This window comes from Kribbella sp. NBC_00889 (genome assembly GCF_045207705.1).
GTDB lineage: Bacteria > Actinomycetota > Actinomycetes > Propionibacteriales > Kribbellaceae > Kribbella.
Map to the genome: position 1 here is coordinate 5,411,555 of NZ_CP108783.1, position 15,826 is coordinate 5,427,380.

The window sequence follows — 15,826 nt, forward strand, 5'->3', positions numbered from 1 at the left end:
GCCGTCGGCGGGTACGGCGCATTTGGTTGCCTGGGGCATCTTCGTGGTGGGTGGTGTTGGTTGCCGTTCGTTTGGTAACGCGCCATCAAGGTATCAGCGGTGGGTCAGGTCGGAGGTCGACGATCGCAGGGCGCCGGTTGCGGCGTACTCGACTGTCGATGTGAGGTAACCATGAACGACTCCCCTGACGCACCCGCGGGCATGAGCCGGCGCCGGCTGCTCGGCACTGGCGCCGCGGCGGCCAGCCTGGCCGCGGCCTCGCTCGCGCTGCCGCCGAACGTCCGTACGGCGCTCGCGTCACCGCCCCCGAAGCACGGTGGGCTGAAGGACATCAAGCACGTCGTCATGCTCATGCAGGAGAACCGCAGTTTCGACCACTACTACGGCACGCTGTCCGGCGTACGGGGCTTCAGCGACCCCCGCGCGGCGCGACTACCCAACGGCCGGAACGTGTTCTACCAGCCGGACCCGTCGAACCCGGACGGCTACCTGCTGCCCTACCGGCTGAACACCAAGATCACCGCCGCCCAGGCGATCCCGTCGATGAGCCACGAATGGACCGTGCAGCACGAGGCGCTGAACGGCGGGAAGAACGACAACTGGGTGCCCGCCCACATGGCCTCCGACGGCGCCACCGACGGCCAGTACACGATGGGGTACTTCACCCGCGAGGACATCCCGTTCCAGTTCGCCCTCGCCGAGGCCTTCACCATCCTCGACGGCTACCACTGCTCGGTCCTCGGCCCGACGGCCCCGAACCGGCACATGTGGATGTCGGGCACGCTCGACCCCAACGGCCTGGCCGGCGGACCGTCGCTGACCACCGGCGGCCCGGCGAACCAGTTCAGCTGGACGACATACCCCGAGCGGCTGCAGAAGGCGGGCGTCAGTTGGAAGGTCTATCGCCAGCCCGGCGGCCAGACCGGAGCGGCGTCGATCAGCAAGTGGAAGCAGTTCGGCAGCGCGCAGCCCGGCGACCCGCTGTACGACAACGGCATGGTCACCCAGCCGATGGGCCAGTTCGAGTACGACGCGATGAACGACCAACTGCCCACGGTGAGCTGGATCCTCCCGCCGTCGGGCTTCGACGAGCATCCGGCCGCGCTGCCTGCCGCCGGGGCGACCTTCGTGGCCGGCAAGATCGACGCCATCGCCGCCAACCCCGAGGTGTGGGCCAAGACGGTGTTCATCCTGTCGTACGACGAGAACGACGGCATGTTCGACCACGTCGTACCGCCGACCCCCAAGCCCGGCACGCCCGACGAGTTCGTGTTCAAGACCTCCAACACCGGGGTGGACGGCGCCGGCCTGCCGGTCGGACTGGGCTTCCGGGTCCCGTGCATCATCGTCTCGCCGTGGACGACCGGCGGCTACGTCTTCTCCGAGACCTCCGACCACACCTCGCAGTTGCGCTTCCTGGAACGCATCACCGGCGTGAAGGAGACCAACATCAGCGACTGGCGACGGGAGACCGTCGGCGACCTGACCGGCGCGTTCCGGTTCGGCGACTCGAAACACGCGCCGACCCTGCCGGACACCACCGGTCAGTACAACCTCGCCCAGTACCAGGCCTCCCAGCTGCCGCTGCCGACCATCCCCGGCAGCCAGCAGTCCGTCCCCCGCCAGGAGCCGGGCCACCGCCCGCACGTCAGCTGACGACGCAAACGGCCGCTCCCGCACGCCGGGAGCGGCCGCCGCGTCGCGTGGCCGTTCGTACTGTTGCGGGTCATTGGAACGGACGTACCTCGACCTTGCGGTTGCAGGCTTTGGAGGCCTCGGCGGCCAGCCTGTGCGCTGTGTCGACGTCGGGTACCTCGATGACCCAGAAGCCGCCGAGGTACTCCTTCGACTCCAGGTACGGTCCGTCGGTGAACAGCGGTTTCCCGTTCCGGTTGTCAATGACCGTGGCTGTGCCGGGCGCCGCGAGGCCGCCGACGAAGACCAGGTGCCCCTCGGCCTCGAGCCGGCTGTTGTACGCGCCCGGGGCGTCCGGATCGCCCGGGCCGGCGGAACTGGTCTCGTCGTCGATCGCGGAAACTAGGTACCGCATCTCGGATCATCTCCTGTTGCTCGGACGGCGCCCCTCCTGGACAGCCGCTCACCCTAACTACGAGCACGATGGCGCAGATCCGACAGCTCCGGGGAGTTGCTACTCGTCGAGGGTGCCGATGATGTAGAGGACGTCGGAGGCGTTTCGCCGGTCGCCAGCCGGGTGAGGAGATCGATGCCGACAGCCCGGACGAGCGGTTCGGCGAACGGGTCGTCGATCAGCCGTCGATCCGTTCGGGTCGCGATCGCCCGGGCTGCCGCGGCCGCGGTGGCGGTCGTGCCGACGCTGGATGCCAGATCCCAGGTGTCTCCGTCGTACCTCGTCGAAGTTATGCGCGCACCCTAGAAGCCACCTCCGACAATCGTTTGAAACCTCGCAGCTCATACGAAAAGGGTTCATGGGTACGGCGTTGGTGTGACTGTCTGGAGGACGGCATGCTGCGAATCCTGTTCACGTCGGACGATCTCGCGTCGTCGCGGTTCCTGCCCGAGCCCGCTCCGGTACTGGAGCTGAAGTTCGCGGCGCATGGACTGCGCCGGGGAATCCGTGCGCCGTGGGGCGAGCGGTGGCGCCACAGTGCGCTCGCGGCGGTTCCGCGGTCGGCCCGTCCGGTGGTGCGTCAACTCACCGGACACTTCTCCTGGGCGTTGTCACCCACATTCGCCGTCAGCAAGAACCTCGACGAAGCGATGGAAACCTTTCTCGGTTTCGGGACCGAGCGATTGCGCGAGGAGATGGCGCTGTATTTCAGCGCCCCCAACTCGGGTGTTCCGTTGTGGTCCGAATTCGAGGGGAACCGCGACGCCGGACGGGTGCTGGCGCACGTGACGAGAACCGCGTTCACGGCGGCGGTGCAACCGTACTGGGCCGACGTCCGGGCCAACCACCACAGCGAGCTGGCGCAGCATGGGCGGCTGCTGGCATGCCGTGGGGTCAGGGACGCTCTGACCACGGTCATACCAGGGGCGAGCTGGTGCGGGGACTGCCTGCGGATCGACAGCCCGCAGGACAGCACGGTCCGGTTGGGCGGGCGCGGACTGGTGATCACGCCGACCGCGTTCTGGACGGGACCGCCGCTGGTGGGCGAGCTGCCTGATCAACCGGTCCTGCTGGCCTACCCCGCCCCGGCCGAGCTGAGCATCCGGGTCGGTGCCGAGTCCGACTCCCTCGCGGCGATCCTCGGGGCGACCCGGGCGGCGGTACTGCGCCTGCTGTCCACCGAGCACACGACCGGCGACATCGCGCGGGAGCTTGGCATCAGCGCGCCGTCGGCGTCCGAGCACAGTACGTCGCTGCGAGCGGCCCGCCTGATCTCCAGCCGCCGCGAGGGCAAGGCGGTGATCCACCGCGCGACCGTCCTGGGCCTGGACCTGATCAGACTCAACAGCCCGTAGTCGATTCAGGATCGGCCGAACCAGGCAATGAGGGCCGTACGCAGAGCTTCCCGGTCGCGGTGATCAGGGCGAGGTTTGTCGGTAGCCCAGGCGACGTAGCAGTCCGGACGCAGGAGTAAGCCGGTGGTCGAGGCGTCCATGGTGTGGGTGGTGACGATGTCGATGCGGTCGCGCCACCCGTCCGCCGCTGTCGAGAGCGACGCGTCTTCGGTGAGGTCGAGCAGCAGGGGCCGGGCGGTCTTGGTCAGCTCCGCAAGCCGGAAAGGTTCGCTGCCTGCGTCGAGCACCAGGTCGGGAGCCCACCGGCCGACCAGGTGGTGGGGATCGCGGACGCCCATCTCGTAGCGGATGTCCGCACCCGCCATCATGCTCGCGATCTGGGCGATGTTCCGCCGGTCGCGCAGCAACTCGGTGAACAGTTCACGCAGCGCCGTGACCTCGCTGCCCGGGGCCAGCAGCGCCAGCTGGGCCTGGCTGAGCATGGACACTCGCTCACCGACCGGCCGTCGCTCGGCGTCGTACGTGTCCAGCAGGCCGGGTGGTGCCCAGCCATGGATCACGGCCGCGACCTTCCAGCCGAGATTGACCGCGTCCTGCAAGCCGAGGTTGAGTCCCGGTCCACCGATCACGAAGTGCACGTGGGCGGCGTCTCCGACCAGCAGGACCCGGCCCTCGCGATACCGGTCGGCCAGGCGGGTATTGACGCCGATCGACCGATCCAGCCGATGCGGTCCCCCGCCGTTCGGTGAACGCAGCGGTAGGTCAGCGCCCATGACGCGGTAGATGCTGTCGTGAACCTCGTCGAGCGTCAGCGACGTGTCGGGATCGATCCCGCCTGCCGCCCACTCGACGGTGAACACCAGATCCGGTCCGGACGCGAGCCGCGCGTAGGCGAAGACTCCCCGTTCGGTGCGGTGATACATCGGTGAGATGTAGCCATAGCCAGGCACGGTCAGCCCACCAGTGGCCGGGTCGATGTACTCATCGGGTACGGCGACCTCTGCGATGCGGGTGACGATGTGATCGCTTGCCGCGCCGGGGAATCCGATGCCGGCGAGTTTGCGGGTCGCGCTGTGTGCACCGTCCGCGCCGACCACGTACCGGCTGCTGATCTCATAGCTCCCGTCCGCGCCGGTGACTTCGACGGTGACGGTGTCGGCGTGCTGGGCCAGGCCGGTCAGTTCGTGGCCCCTGCGGACCTCGACGCCCAGTTCGGCGGCGCGTTCGGCCAGCACCTGCTCGATCCGGGTCTGCGGTACGGGCAGCAGATAGAACGGGTTGTCGTCGAGCACCTGCAGGTCCAATGGCATGGCGCCGAAGAAGAACGCCGGCAGCGGTTCCGGAGGCTCGGACTTTCCGGCCAGTGGTTGGTACAGACCGCGGCGATCCAGCATCCGCACCACCTGGCCGACCAGCCCGTTGGCCCGGTTCTCCCGACGCGGCTCGGGCAGACGCTCCAGCACAACGGGACGCACCCCGGCCAGCCTCAGCTCGCAGGCAAGCATCAACCCGTTCGGACCCGCGCCCGCGATCACGACATCGGCAACCATGCACGTCTCCTCGAACGGCGAAATCGGTCCCGATCCTGCTGCGCCGCGGGACACCCGCAAAACATTTCGGCCGAGCCCGAACGGAGGATGCGGTCAGTCCACCGGAACTGGTGGTGTCAGGGCTGCCTCCAGGTCGGCGGCGACGGTGTCCAGGTCCTGGGACATCGTTTCTGTGCTACTGGATTCGCGGAGGGCTTCCATGCGAACCCGCCCGGAGCGTACGGCGTCTCGAAGGGCGGCTGCTCGGGCTTGGGCGGACTCGTCGGGTGCGGACGCCTCCAGTACGGTCAGGCGGTCCTCGACCGCAGTCACGCGGCTCGCGGCGATGGCCCAGCCGCCGGCGGCTGCTTCGACCGACCCCGTCCGGCGGAGCTCGGGGATCAGCGACCGGGCGAACCACGCCACCTCCTCCTCAGCGGAGGCAAGGTCGTCCCGCCAGGCTGCGTGATGCCGGCTTCGCACCAGGAGTGGTATCGCCACGGCGAGCGCAACCAGGAACGCGATCAGGACCCACCACAGCCAGGACTGCGTACCGGATGTCTCGGACGACGTGGGTGCTATGGCCGGCGAGGTCGGCGGCGAGGTCGGAGAGGCGGGCTGAGACTGGGTCGGCGCGAGGGTTTCGGTGCGTGTCTCTGTCTGGGTCGGCGCTGGGGGCGGCGCGGTGGTTTCGGTGCGTGTCACCGTCCGGGTGGGGTTCGGCTGGGTGTCCTCGGAACTGGGGGCCGTGGTTTCGGGGCGTACCGGCGTCCGGGTTGTCTCGGTGTCCTCGGGACTTGGAGCGGTGGTTTCCGCACGGCCTGCTGACCGCGTCGGGCTGGGAACCGACGCCGTCCCTTCCGGCTGCTCGCCTGCTGAGCGCGAAGGCGCGACAGTCGGGGTGCCGACGGAGTCGCCGCCGCCGCACGAGCCGAGAACGAGGGCCGCCATGGCCAGAACGACCAGTCGCATCACGCGCACCGACGACATCGTGCTCCCCCTCTGTCTCGCAGGGTCACCATCGTCGCGTCGTACGGCGTCCGCGGCATCACCCCCCAGGGGCGAGACCTGGCCCTTCTCGAGAAGCCCAGGCGTGTTTCGGTGGAAGATGTAGGCCAGCAGCCGCCGGATCACCCGCATGCCACCGAAGGGACACCATGAACGCCCTGCAGAAGTTCTCACTCGAGGGCAAGGTCGCTCTCGTCACCGGCGGCAGCCGGGGCCTTGGACGCGCGATGGCCGAAGCACTCGGCGATGCCGGTGCCTCGGTAGCGGTGACAGCACGAACTCTCGCCTCGGCCCAAGCCGCCGCCGACGAGTTGAGCGAGCTCGACATTCGCGCGTACGGCGTACAGCTCGAGGTGTCCGATGTCGACGACGTCGAACGCGCGGTCGAGCAGGTGAGCACCGAGTTCGGCGAGATCGACGTACTGCTCAACAACGCCGGCATCGGCGTCGCCGGGCGGGCCTTCGAGACGCCCGATTCCGCCTGGCATGAGGTGTTCTCCGTCAACGTCGACGGGATCTGGTACTGCAGTCGTGCGGTCGGGCGCCGGATGGCGGAGCGAGGCGGAGGCACGATCGTCAACGTCGGTTCCATGTCGGCCGAGATCGTCAACCAGCCCCGCTGGCAGGCGTCGTACCTGTCGTCCAAGGCCGCCGTCCATCAGTTGACCAAGGCGTTGGCGGCCGAGTGGGCGCCGCACGGGATCCGCGTGAACGCGATGGCGCCGGGGTACTTCCTCACCGAGATGTCGCCCGTCGACCAGCCGGAGTTCAAACAGTGGTGCGTGGATCCCGCTGCCATGAAGCGCTACGGGCTGCCGCCGGAGTTGGGGCCGGTGGCAATCTTCCTGGCCAGCGACGCGTCCAGCTTCATGACCGGCTCGATCGTGAAGGTCGACGGCGGCTTCACCCTGTTCTGATCCACTCGTTCCCTGAAGGGTCGCTCATGGTAACCATTGGCATCATCGGCGCCGGGCTGCGCGGGAGGCTGTTCGCAGAGGCTCTGCAGGCTCAGCCGGACGTCACCGTCGTCGGCCTCGCGGAACCCTCGGCCAAGGTGGCCGAGGACGCGCGGGACACCACCGGCCTGCCCGTCACCGCGTCGCATTCCGAGTTGCTCGAGAAGTTCGATCCGGACGCCGTGATCGTGGCGACCCCTGACTTCGCCCACCGCCAGATCGCCGTTGACGTGGCTGACGCCGGTAAGCACCTGCTGATCGAGAAGCCGGTCGCCACCACCTCGGACGATGCCCATGCCATTGCCGCGGCGGTTCACCGCGCGGGCGTTCGATGCCTCGTCGGCTTCGAGAACCGCTGGAACCCGCACGTTGTGCAGGCCAAAGCAGCGATGGCGTCCGTGGGCGAACCGATCACGGCATCAGCCACCCTGAGCAACTCCTTCTTCGTTCCGACCACCATGCTGTCGTGGGCGGCTCAGTCCTCGCCGGCCTGGTTTCTCATGCCGCACACCGTCGACCTGGTCCTGTGGCTCACCGGCCGCAAGCCCGTGTCGGTGAGCGCGGTGGGATCGCGTGGTGTCCTCGCCAAGCGCGGCATCGACACCTGGGACGTCGTCCATGCGCTGCTCACCTTCGACGACGGATCGACCGCGACGCTCTCGTCGGCGTGGACGCTCCCGGATGCCGGTGACGGCATCGTCGACTTCCGGTTCCAGGTGATCGGCACCGAGGGGTCGGTGACCGCGGACCTGTCGCATCAGGGTCTCACCGTGGTGAGTGACAAGTACCGGTCGGCGTGGCCGGTCTCCGGCCGGATCGGCCGATCACAGGTCGGCCCCGCCGTGTGGATGGTTCAGGACTTCGCGGCGGGACTCGTCGACGGCGGCGACCTCGGGCCGGGCATCGACCACGGCGTACTGGTCACGGAGATCATCTGCGCGATCGAGCAGTCGATCACCACCGGACAGAGCGTGAATCTCGGCCACTGACCTTTCAAACGTGAAGGGTGTCCGTGGCGTTGGTGAACGTTGTCCCGCGCCTCGGGGAATTCGATTGCCTGAGTGTTCCCGTGCTCGGCAGCAGGTCCATAGCCTCGAACGGCAATCGCCTGATGAGGAAGGAATCTGCATGTCTGCAGGAGACCTATCGCGCCGACGCGTGCTGGCAACCGGCTTGGCAACTGGCCTGGGTGCCGGCATCGCCGCAGCTGTCGGTGGTGTGGAGCTACCCGCCGTGGCGGCCGAGACCACGCGACCACCGGCGCCGAGGTTCAAGCCGGTGAGCATGGTGCTGCACACGCACTCGTGCTTCAGCGAGGGCGGCAGTTACGCCGCAGGTGGCGGCGGCGCCAGCATGCTCTCGCAGTTGGAGCAGGCGACGAAGAACAACATCGACGTGGTCTGGTGGACCGACCACGACTGGCGGATGGAGGCGTACGGCTACTACGACGGCATTGCCTTCGACGGTACGGACGAGGACGGCGATCTGGCGTGGTCGGTCCAGAACGAGGGCACGGTCGGCGGTACGGCGCATGCGTTCGTCGACGAGCCGCACAGCCCGGACGAGGACGGCAAGGCGCTGCGCGTCACCGCGACCGGGACGTCAGCGGACTGGGGCGTGTCGTACCTGTGGGGCGACCCCGGCAACAGCTTCTTCTCGACGAACATCTCCGACACGACGCTCACCATCGACGTACTCGGTGAGCAGATCGGGCCTGACGCCGAGCTCGTCGTACAGGTGGAGACGTCGTATCGGCCAGAGATCCACGGCCGGCCGGCGGGTGTGTACGTCCTGGAGTACCGCGTCGGTACGACGAGCGCCCGGGTGCTCGAGAAGCCGCTGACCGGAGTGGTGTCGGTGCCGGTGCAGGACGGCTGGCAGACCCTCACGATGCGTCTGCTCGACGACATCAAGGCGTTCTGGCCGGACCTCATCGCAGAGGACTCCGGACTGGCCCGGCTGCGGTACGGCGTTCGCGCGCGCAACAACGCGACCGCGCAGGCCGTCTTCGACCACCTCCGGATCATCCGCACCCGTGACCCGTTGCGGTGGCCGGTCAAGACCCAGCAGAAGCTGATGAAGGCCTACGCCAAGCAGTACCCGAACGTGAAGCAGTTGCTGGCGGCCGAGGTGTCGATGGTCCGGCATCTGAACGTCTTCATGGAGAACTTCGAGCTGTACCCGTACCCGGACCAGGGCAAGGCACCCAAGCTCGACGGCTCCGTGGAAGGTACCGAGAAGGTCGTTCGCTGGTACCAGGAGCGCGGCGCGATCGTGCAGTACAACCACCCGGACATCAAGCCGGCCGAGTTCGTGCAGACCCGGGCGCTCGGAACCGATCTGACCGAGGTGGCCAACGCCGACGGCAACTTCGACGTGATCCACGACCGGATCAACCAGTACGACGCGGCCGCGCGCAACGCGATCTTCCTGACCGCGACCAGTCAGGTCGACGACCACGCCGGACGGAACTGGGGCGGCAAGTCCCACCTGTACACCACCTCGGTCTGGTCACCGTCGAAGGAGGCGAGGGACCTCATCGCGGCACTCCGGTCCGGGCAGGCCTGGTGGTTCCATCAGAGCCTCTGGCCGACAGGGCGGCTCGACCTCGCCATCCGCGGCCGCCGTGCGATGGGCCGGGTCGTCCAGACCACGGCGGCCGCGATCCCCGTCGAAGTCATCGCGCAGAATCTGCCCGCAGGCTCGACAGTGCAGGTCGTCGTCGGCCTCTGCGACCGTTCCGGCGCAAGTACGCCGTCCATCGAGAAGTACGCCGTACCCGCCGACGCCTTCACCCACGACTCCACCACGTTCACCCTCGAACGCGGCATCGGCAGCTACCTGCGCTTGGAGGTGTACGACACCGACAACACTCTCATCGGCTTCAGCAACCCCCTGTGGCTCCTCTCCCCCCACGACAAGGTCGCCATACCCCACGCCCGCCGACTCACTTAGGGCGCGGATCGCAGATAGGACAGGACCGCTAGTACGCGCCGGTTGTCGTCATGTGACTCGGGCAGCTCGAGCTTCTGCATGATCTGCCGGATGTGTGCTTCGACCGTCTTGGGGCCGATGGCCAGCTGCGATGCGACGGCGTCGTTCGAACGACCCTCGGCCATCAGGCCGAGCACCTCTCGTTCGCGAGCGGTCAACGCATCCAGCGGCTGTCGGCGCTGCGGCCGGCGCATCAACCGGGTGACGATGGTCGGGTCGATCACGCACTCGCCCTCGATCAGACGGTTCAGCGCGTCCACGAGGACCGCGACGTCGGACACGCGTTCCTTGAGGAGGTAGCCGACGTGATCCGGAGCGTCGGTGAGCAACCGCATGGCGTACTCCGACTCGAGGTAATGGGAGAGCACGAGGACGCCGAGGCCAGGATGCTGTTCTCTGAGCCGGCGTGCGGCGGCGATGCCCTCGTCGGTGTGGGTCGGCGGCATCTTGATGTCGACGATCACCACATCCGGAGCGGTCAACTGGACCTCTCGCATCAACACGTCGGCGTTCTCGGCCGTCCCGACGACGTCACACCCGGCATCGGACAGCAGGCGGGCCAGTCCTTCCCGCATGAGCATCGAGTCGTCAGCGACAACGACCTTCACGCGATCCTCCTCCCGTCCAGATCATCTTCGACCGGAATCCGCGCCACCACCAGCGTGCCTCCGCCGGGACCGTCGCCTACCGAGAAGTGTCCGTTGAGAGCCTCGACACGGTCCGCCAGTCCGCGCAGGCCTGAACCACGCGGGTCGGCACCGCCCACCCCGTCGTCGACCACGGTGGTGACGACGCCGACCGGATCGGGCTCGACGCTCACCTGGACGCGAGTGGCGTTCGCGTGCTTGGCGATATTGGTCAGGGCTTCCGAACACACGAAGAACAGGGCCGCCTCGACGGCCGGCGGAAGGCGACCGACCGAAACGTCCAGCTCGACCTGCAGCGGGGCTCGAGCAGCCAACACAGGTAGTGCTGCCGCGAGGCCGCCGGATCCGAGGGGCGACGGCCGCACTCCCTGCGCGAACTCGCGGAGCTCCGTCTGTGCGCCACGCACCTCGGCCACCACATCCGCCAGACCATCTGCGGAAGACCCACGCTGGACGTCGGCGACCAGCCGCGCCACCTGCCCCAGGCGGCGTTCGGCACCCAATGCCAACTCTGCCTCGAGGGCACGCCGTTGGGCATCGGCAGCCTCCACGATCCGCCGACGGGACGCGGCGAGTGCACTCACTCGGGCTTGCACCTCGGCACGCATCCTCGCATTCGCGACGGCGAGGTTGAGAGCTGCACTGACCCCATCCACGAGCTTGTGGTCGTCCAGAACCGCGTTGTCGTGGACAAGTACGGCAACCGGCTCGCCGCCGTCGGTGACCGTCGTCGTCGACCGACCGTCCTCGGCATCGGGCAAGGCCAGGGGTACGCCGCGTTCGTCGACGTACTGCGCCTGGTCCGGCACCCAGTAGCCGACCACAAGGGTCGGATCGCCCAGCGCTTGCTGCAACTCCCCCCGCAAGCCGCCGGTGCCGGTGCCTCCGCCGAGTTGGGTCACCAGATCCGACAGGGTCGCATCGGTCCACCGGCCCGATCGCAGGTCGGCCGTGAGGATGAGCGCCAGTGCGGCGATCGTGGTGTCGTAGACGAACAGGACCAACCGGTCGGCCTCCCAGCCGAGCAGCAGGTTGGCACAGCTGAAAGCCAGGACGGCGGCGAAGGTCAGCGCTGCGATCAACGCCGGCCAGCCTGCTTTGCGTGCGCGACCAGAGGTTCGCGCGAACACGTCCACGGCCGCGGCGGCGACGAGAACGGCCAGACCGAGCGTCAGCCAGGGGGTACGGACGACCGCCTCGAGCAGAGACACGGCGTACGCGATCATGACGGTGATCGTGGCGATCGGGCGGCGAAGACGGCCGGTCGGATAGGAGATGTGCAGGTGGACCAGCGGCCCGCGATGCAGGAAGAGGAACGGGGCGACGAACGTCCCGAGGAACCAGCATCCGGCGGCCGCGATCATGATCAGGCCGACCCGCCGGCCGGTCCTCGATCTGCGCGCGAACAGTCCGCAGCCCAGAAGAATCAGCCCGACGGTTGAGTCGGCGAGAACCGTGACCGTACTGCCTCCCACTCTGCTCATCCCGCCAGCGCATCGAGGGCTGTGCCCGAGAGGTCGTTCTTGGCGATGAACCCGCGGGCCTTGCTCTTGCCGAGCCGCTCCCGGTACGACGAGATGTCGCGGCTCGAGGTCAGAACGACAGCCGGCGGTGGCTGCCCGTCCTGCATGATCTGCTCGCACACCAGGAATCCGTCGATGTCCGGGAGCGCCACATCGAGCAGGACCAGATCCGGGGCGAGGGCACGGGCAGCCGCGACCGCGGATGTGCCGTCCTCGGCCTCGCCGATCACGTGGTATCCCTCCGCCTCCAGCAGAGCCCTGGCGAATGAACGGAAGCCGGCGTGATCATCCACGATCAGCAACGTGCGGCTCATGGGGTCATGCTCCTGGGCGGAGCCGCTACCTGTCGGTGACACGGACCCAGGCATGAGTTGTCCAGACGGCGTTGTCACCACACCGGCCGCCGGTCAGGTGGGTCAGCGTCAGGCGTGTGCCGTTGAAGGACCAGGTCGCCGTCAGACGGTCGCCGTTCGTCGACTCCTGGATCAGTTGGATCTGGTCGCGGAAGAGGCGGAACGTGCCCGCCCACCCGATCTCCCAGGGAGCGCCTGGACCACCGCGACGCTCGGATTGAGTCACGACTCCGTTCTTCAGCACCAACTCGAGAGTGGCTTCGTCATTCGGCGATCTGGGCGGTGCCGTGCCGGTACACGCCGCCACCACCACACCGTCCACCAGCTTCTGCTGGTAGGTACCGTCCAGGACGGTCTGAGGTCCCGTCGCACTGCCGGTCCCAGAACACGTCGCCAGGTCCGGGCCGGCGGCAACCGCCGCCTTCAGCTCCTCGATCGCGGCAAGCCAGGCGCTGGTCTTGTCGTTCCTGCCGAGCTGGTCGTAGACCGGCTGCAACGTCTTGCGGAGATCCCTGAGATTCTCGGCCGAAGCAACCGTGAAGGTCATTCCGGCCTGACACAGGCCGGAAGTGGCCGTCCCGTCCTCGGCCCGCAACGCGCCGAACGTCGGCGCCAGCACATCGTCCACCGCATCACGCAGCGTCTTGCGCTGACTGTCGTCGAGCGCCTTGTCGGCATCCTCGCCCATCAACAGCACCAGGGGTCTCGGCCACAGATTCACGTTGGCCGTCACGTAGCGAGCCGTCGCGGCGTAATGGTTGCCCAGGATCGAGTCCAACTGCTGTTCGTAGCCGTCGACTCCGTCGAGCTCGGCTCCGCTCGGAACCGCCCTCGACTCTGCTCCCCAGGCATGGAGAGTGGCCGCAGCAAGGGCGGAGTCCTGGATGGCAACGGTGGTTCCGGCGAACGCCTCGGGAGTCACCAGCGGCTTGCGTACGCCGAGCACTCGACGAAGCGGCCCTGGGAGCACGCCGATACCGACGACATCGATCGCATCGAGACCTTGCAGCATCTGCGCCGGAATGCCGGCCTCGAACACCTTCTCCTCGAGGTCGTAGCTGTCCACCAGCATCGGTGCCAGCAGGGCCTGGAAGCTCGTGACACCGGCCTTGTCCAGCACCCGGGCGCCGACCCATGCCATGTCGACCTTGCGCTCCTGAACGTCCCGCACGGTGCCGGACTCGTAATCCGCCTCGCTGTCGCGCCAGGAGTTCTTGAACTCGATCCGCAGTGATCCGCCCGACCGCCGATCCACATTCCCGGCCCATGCCTTCAGCTGAACCGGAGCCTCGTCGTTGGGCTGCGCGAAGGTGAGTACGCGAGTCTTGCCGTCCGCGTTGCCGCCGGCGCGATCCCGAGCCGGCGACTCGCATGCGGTTCCGGCCAGGATCAGTCCTGCCACGACGGCGACCGTCGCCCATCCCCGAAGCTTCGTCGTGTGCATCGAGCACCTCCCCCGATCGATGCCGCTCACGCTAGGCACCGCGTATGCCCCCCACATCAGGGCTGGCCCTGAGTCCCGCGCCGCCAGTACGAGGGGAAGCCCTGTCCCGTTGCCGCATTCAACGGCAGACAATTACTCGATGTGTTGGAACACTCAGCGTATGCCCGTTCGGCTTGTGCTGGTCGGTTTGGGAGTGACGATCGGTCTGTTCACCGTGTCGATCGCGCACGACGATCCCGGCTTGTCCTTCGCGCTGACCTCCACCCTTGGTACGACAACCCTGCTCGTCACCGGCTGGAGCCTGATGGTTGCCGGACTCGCCCTGTCGCTCAAGCGGCCGCGGAACCGGGCAGCCCTCGGCCTCTACCTCGCCGGGTGTGCGTGGTTCCTGTCCGAGTGGGACAACCCGGGAGGCTCCTCAAGTTGGGTCTTCTCGACCGGCCTCGCCCTGTACGCCGCATTGCCCGCCGTGGTGACTCATGTCGCCCTGGCGTACCCGTACGGTCACCTCCGTACCTGGACGAACCGGACCGTCGTCGCACTGGGCTACGTAGTCACGATCGGCATCCAGGGACTGGCGAGCGCGATGGTCTTCGATCCCGGATCGCAGGGGTGCTCGGACTGTGCTTCGAACCTCTGGGTCGTCGCCGATCGGCCGGATACTCAGACAGCGGTCGACCTGCTCGGCGTACGAGCAGGAACTGCATGGGCCGTCATCGCCTTCCTGACGATCATGTGGCACGTGGTCAAAGCCAGTACGGCCGGGCGACGAGCCATCGTGCTGGTGTCAACATGCGCGCTCGGCTACCTCGCCCTGGTCGCCGGCATGTACGCCACCAGCCTCGGGCGCGGCTTCGTAGGAGCGAGTGACACCGAACACGATCTCTGGCTCGCGCAGGGGGTGGCGCTCTTCCTGCTGGCCGTCGCGGTCCTGGTCGACCTGGCCAGGGCACGGCTGATCCAACGCGCGTTGACTCGACTGGTGGTCGACCTGGGGCACGCAGCGCCGGCCGGTCGATTGCGGGATGCTCTGGCCGAGCGCCTCGGCGACCCGGGCCTCCTCATCGCCTACCCGATCGACGACGGCAGGCGCCATGTCGACGCGATGGCACGCGAGGTCGAACTGCCGCCGGCGGGCGGTCGACGATCAACGACACTGAGGTACGCCGGAGCGGATCTCGCCGTGCTCGTGCACCAGCCTGGCCTCTTCGATCATCCCGGTGCGGTCAGCGATCTGGCGTCCGCCGTCCATCTGGGACTTGAGAACGAGCGGCTGCACGCCGAGGCCCTCGCACAGCTGGCCGAGGTGCGCTCGTCCGGCGCACGGGTCGTTGCCGCAGGCGACGAAGAACGCCGGCGCCTCGAGCGAGACCTTCACGACGGCGCCCAGCAACGTCTGATCGGACTGTCGCTGGCGCTGCGGCTCGCCCGGACCCGTCTCCCGCCCGGCGCTACCGAACTCGATGCGGCGGACACCGAGCTCCGGGAGACGATCGCGGACCTCCGGACTCTCGCGCACGGTCTGTCTCCAGTCATGCTCAAGGATGACGGCCTGCCCGCCGCCCTTCGCGCGCTGAGCGAGACCCTCGACCTCCGCGTCGATGAGCTTCCGGCGCAGCGACTGCCCGACGTACTCGAGACAACCGCCTACCTGCTCGCCGCCCAACTCGCCGGGCAGGCCACCACGTCGGTAACAGGCACGGTCACCAACGGCTGGTTCACCTTCGACCTCCAGGTCCAGGCCGACCACTTGGACCTGGGCGAAGTCCCGGACCGAATCAACACCCTCGACGGCGGCCTGGAGCTTTCCCCAGGTCCCGACGGCACGACCCGCGTCGTCCTGCGCCTTCCGGTGTCCAGTTCCTGACAGCACAGTGGCGCCTGCGTGCCTGACCGGCCAGGGTTGAAGGTAGTCGAGGAAACGGGAA

The 15,826-nt window shown here is 67.9% G+C and carries 15 protein-coding genes; 7 read left to right on the top strand and 8 right to left on the bottom strand.

Annotation, left to right across the window (positions count from 1 at the left end):
* The first annotated feature begins 171 nt into the window (after positions 1–171).
* Complete coding sequence (locus OG817_RS26300; protein WP_396395277.1) at positions 172–1,656, top strand: alkaline phosphatase family protein; 1,485 nt, start codon at positions 172–174, stop codon at positions 1,654–1,656.
* Between the two features lie 70 nt (positions 1,657–1,726).
* On the opposite strand, the gene OG817_RS26305 is transcribed toward OG817_RS26300, so the two are convergent.
* Both OG817_RS26305 and OG817_RS26310 read right to left on the bottom strand, forming a co-directional pair.
* Complete coding sequence (locus OG817_RS26305) at positions 1,727–2,050, bottom strand: YciI family protein (RefSeq protein ID WP_406047294.1); 324 nt, start codon at positions 2,048–2,050, stop codon at positions 1,727–1,729.
* 53 nt (positions 2,051–2,103) lie between these two features.
* Positions 2,104–2,295, bottom strand: a complete 192-nt coding sequence (locus tag OG817_RS26310) for a class I SAM-dependent methyltransferase (protein WP_406057523.1) — start codon at positions 2,293–2,295, stop codon at positions 2,104–2,106.
* Here OG817_RS26310 and OG817_RS26315 point away from each other — a divergent pair.
* Positions 2,225–2,395, top strand: a complete 171-nt coding sequence (locus OG817_RS26315; protein WP_406047295.1) for a hypothetical protein — start codon at positions 2,225–2,227, stop codon at positions 2,393–2,395. The genes OG817_RS26310 and OG817_RS26315 overlap by 71 nt on opposite strands.
* An 89-nt stretch (positions 2,396–2,484) precedes the next feature.
* Positions 2,485–3,444: an ArsR/SmtB family transcription factor gene (locus tag OG817_RS26320; RefSeq protein ID WP_406047296.1), complete on the top strand. Its 960-nt coding sequence runs from the start codon at positions 2,485–2,487 to the stop codon at positions 3,442–3,444.
* 5 nt (positions 3,445–3,449) lie between these two features.
* On the opposite strand, the gene OG817_RS26325 is transcribed toward OG817_RS26320, so the two are convergent.
* Positions 3,450–4,994, bottom strand: coding sequence for an FAD-dependent monooxygenase (locus OG817_RS26325; RefSeq protein WP_406047297.1), 1,545 nt, complete (start codon positions 4,992–4,994; stop codon positions 3,450–3,452).
* A gap of 93 nt (positions 4,995–5,087) precedes the next feature.
* A complete protein-coding gene (locus tag OG817_RS26330; RefSeq protein WP_406047298.1) occupies positions 5,088–5,945 on the bottom strand; it encodes a hypothetical protein in 858 nt (285 codons plus the stop codon).
* A 185-nt stretch (positions 5,946–6,130) separates the two neighbouring features.
* On the opposite strand from OG817_RS26330, the gene OG817_RS26335 reads away from it, so the two are divergent.
* The 3 genes from OG817_RS26335 to OG817_RS26345 all read left to right on the top strand — a co-directional run bounded on the left by OG817_RS26335 (position 6,131) and on the right by OG817_RS26345 (position 9,892).
* Entirely contained in the window at positions 6,131–6,898 is a 768-nt protein-coding gene (locus tag OG817_RS26335; RefSeq protein WP_396395273.1) for an SDR family NAD(P)-dependent oxidoreductase, read from the top strand.
* 26 nt (positions 6,899–6,924) lie between these two features.
* Positions 6,925–7,926 carry a Gfo/Idh/MocA family protein gene (locus OG817_RS26340; RefSeq protein WP_406047299.1) on the top strand — a complete coding sequence of 334 codons (1,002 nt, stop codon included), beginning with the start codon at positions 6,925–6,927 and terminating at the stop codon, positions 7,924–7,926.
* Positions 7,927–8,065: 139 nt separating this feature from the next.
* A complete protein-coding gene (locus OG817_RS26345) occupies positions 8,066–9,892 on the top strand; it encodes a hypothetical protein (protein ID WP_406047300.1) in 1,827 nt (608 codons plus the stop codon).
* Here OG817_RS26345 and OG817_RS26350 read toward each other — a convergent pair.
* The 4 genes from OG817_RS26350 to OG817_RS26365 are packed head-to-tail and all read right to left on the bottom strand — an operon-like array spanning position 9,889 to position 13,898.
* Positions 9,889–10,539, bottom strand: coding sequence for a response regulator (locus OG817_RS26350; RefSeq protein ID WP_396395270.1), 651 nt, complete (start codon positions 10,537–10,539; stop codon positions 9,889–9,891). The genes OG817_RS26345 and OG817_RS26350 overlap by 4 nt on opposite strands.
* Positions 10,536–12,062, bottom strand: a complete 1,527-nt coding sequence (locus OG817_RS26355; RefSeq protein ID WP_406047301.1) for a sensor histidine kinase — start codon at positions 12,060–12,062, stop codon at positions 10,536–10,538. Before OG817_RS26355 ends, OG817_RS26350 begins: the two co-directional genes overlap by 4 nt.
* Entirely contained in the window at positions 12,059–12,415 is a 357-nt protein-coding gene (locus OG817_RS26360; RefSeq protein ID WP_406047302.1) for a response regulator, read from the bottom strand. Before OG817_RS26360 ends, OG817_RS26355 begins: the two co-directional genes overlap by 4 nt.
* 25 nt (positions 12,416–12,440) lie before the next feature.
* Entirely contained in the window at positions 12,441–13,898 is a 1,458-nt protein-coding gene (locus OG817_RS26365) for a TRAP transporter substrate-binding protein (RefSeq protein WP_406047303.1), read from the bottom strand.
* 160 nt (positions 13,899–14,058) lie between these two features.
* Here OG817_RS26365 and OG817_RS26370 point away from each other — a divergent pair, with 160 nt between their 5' ends.
* Entirely contained in the window at positions 14,059–15,765 is a 1,707-nt protein-coding gene (locus OG817_RS26370) for a histidine kinase (protein ID WP_406047304.1), read from the top strand.
* Positions 15,766–15,826: the final 61 nt, after the last annotated feature.

Coding starts and splice junctions, on each gene's coding strand:
- OG817_RS26345 (WP_406047300.1), top strand. CDS start 8,066: ATGTCTGCAGGAGACCTATCGCGCCGACGCGTGCTGGCAACCGGCTTG.
- OG817_RS26325 (WP_406047297.1), bottom strand. CDS start 4,994: ATGGTTGCCGATGTCGTGATCGCGGGCGCGGGTCCGAACGGGTTGATG.
- OG817_RS26330 (WP_406047298.1), bottom strand. CDS start 5,945: ATGCGACTGGTCGTTCTGGCCATGGCGGCCCTCGTTCTCGGCTCGTGC.
- OG817_RS26315 (WP_406047295.1), top strand. CDS start 2,225: ATGCCGACAGCCCGGACGAGCGGTTCGGCGAACGGGTCGTCGATCAGC.
- OG817_RS26320 (WP_406047296.1), top strand. CDS start 2,485: ATGCTGCGAATCCTGTTCACGTCGGACGATCTCGCGTCGTCGCGGTTC.
- OG817_RS26340 (WP_406047299.1), top strand. CDS start 6,925: ATGGTAACCATTGGCATCATCGGCGCCGGGCTGCGCGGGAGGCTGTTC.
- OG817_RS26365 (WP_406047303.1), bottom strand. CDS start 13,898: ATGCACACGACGAAGCTTCGGGGATGGGCGACGGTCGCCGTCGTGGCA.
- OG817_RS26355 (WP_406047301.1), bottom strand. CDS start 12,062: ATGAGCAGAGTGGGAGGCAGTACGGTCACGGTTCTCGCCGACTCAACC.
- OG817_RS26305 (WP_406047294.1), bottom strand. CDS start 2,050: ATGCGGTACCTAGTTTCCGCGATCGACGACGAGACCAGTTCCGCCGGC.
- OG817_RS26335 (WP_396395273.1), top strand. CDS start 6,131: ATGAACGCCCTGCAGAAGTTCTCACTCGAGGGCAAGGTCGCTCTCGTC.
- OG817_RS26300 (WP_396395277.1), top strand. CDS start 172: ATGAACGACTCCCCTGACGCACCCGCGGGCATGAGCCGGCGCCGGCTG.
- OG817_RS26370 (WP_406047304.1), top strand. CDS start 14,059: ATGCCCGTTCGGCTTGTGCTGGTCGGTTTGGGAGTGACGATCGGTCTG.
- OG817_RS26360 (WP_406047302.1), bottom strand. CDS start 12,415: ATGAGCCGCACGTTGCTGATCGTGGATGATCACGCCGGCTTCCGTTCA.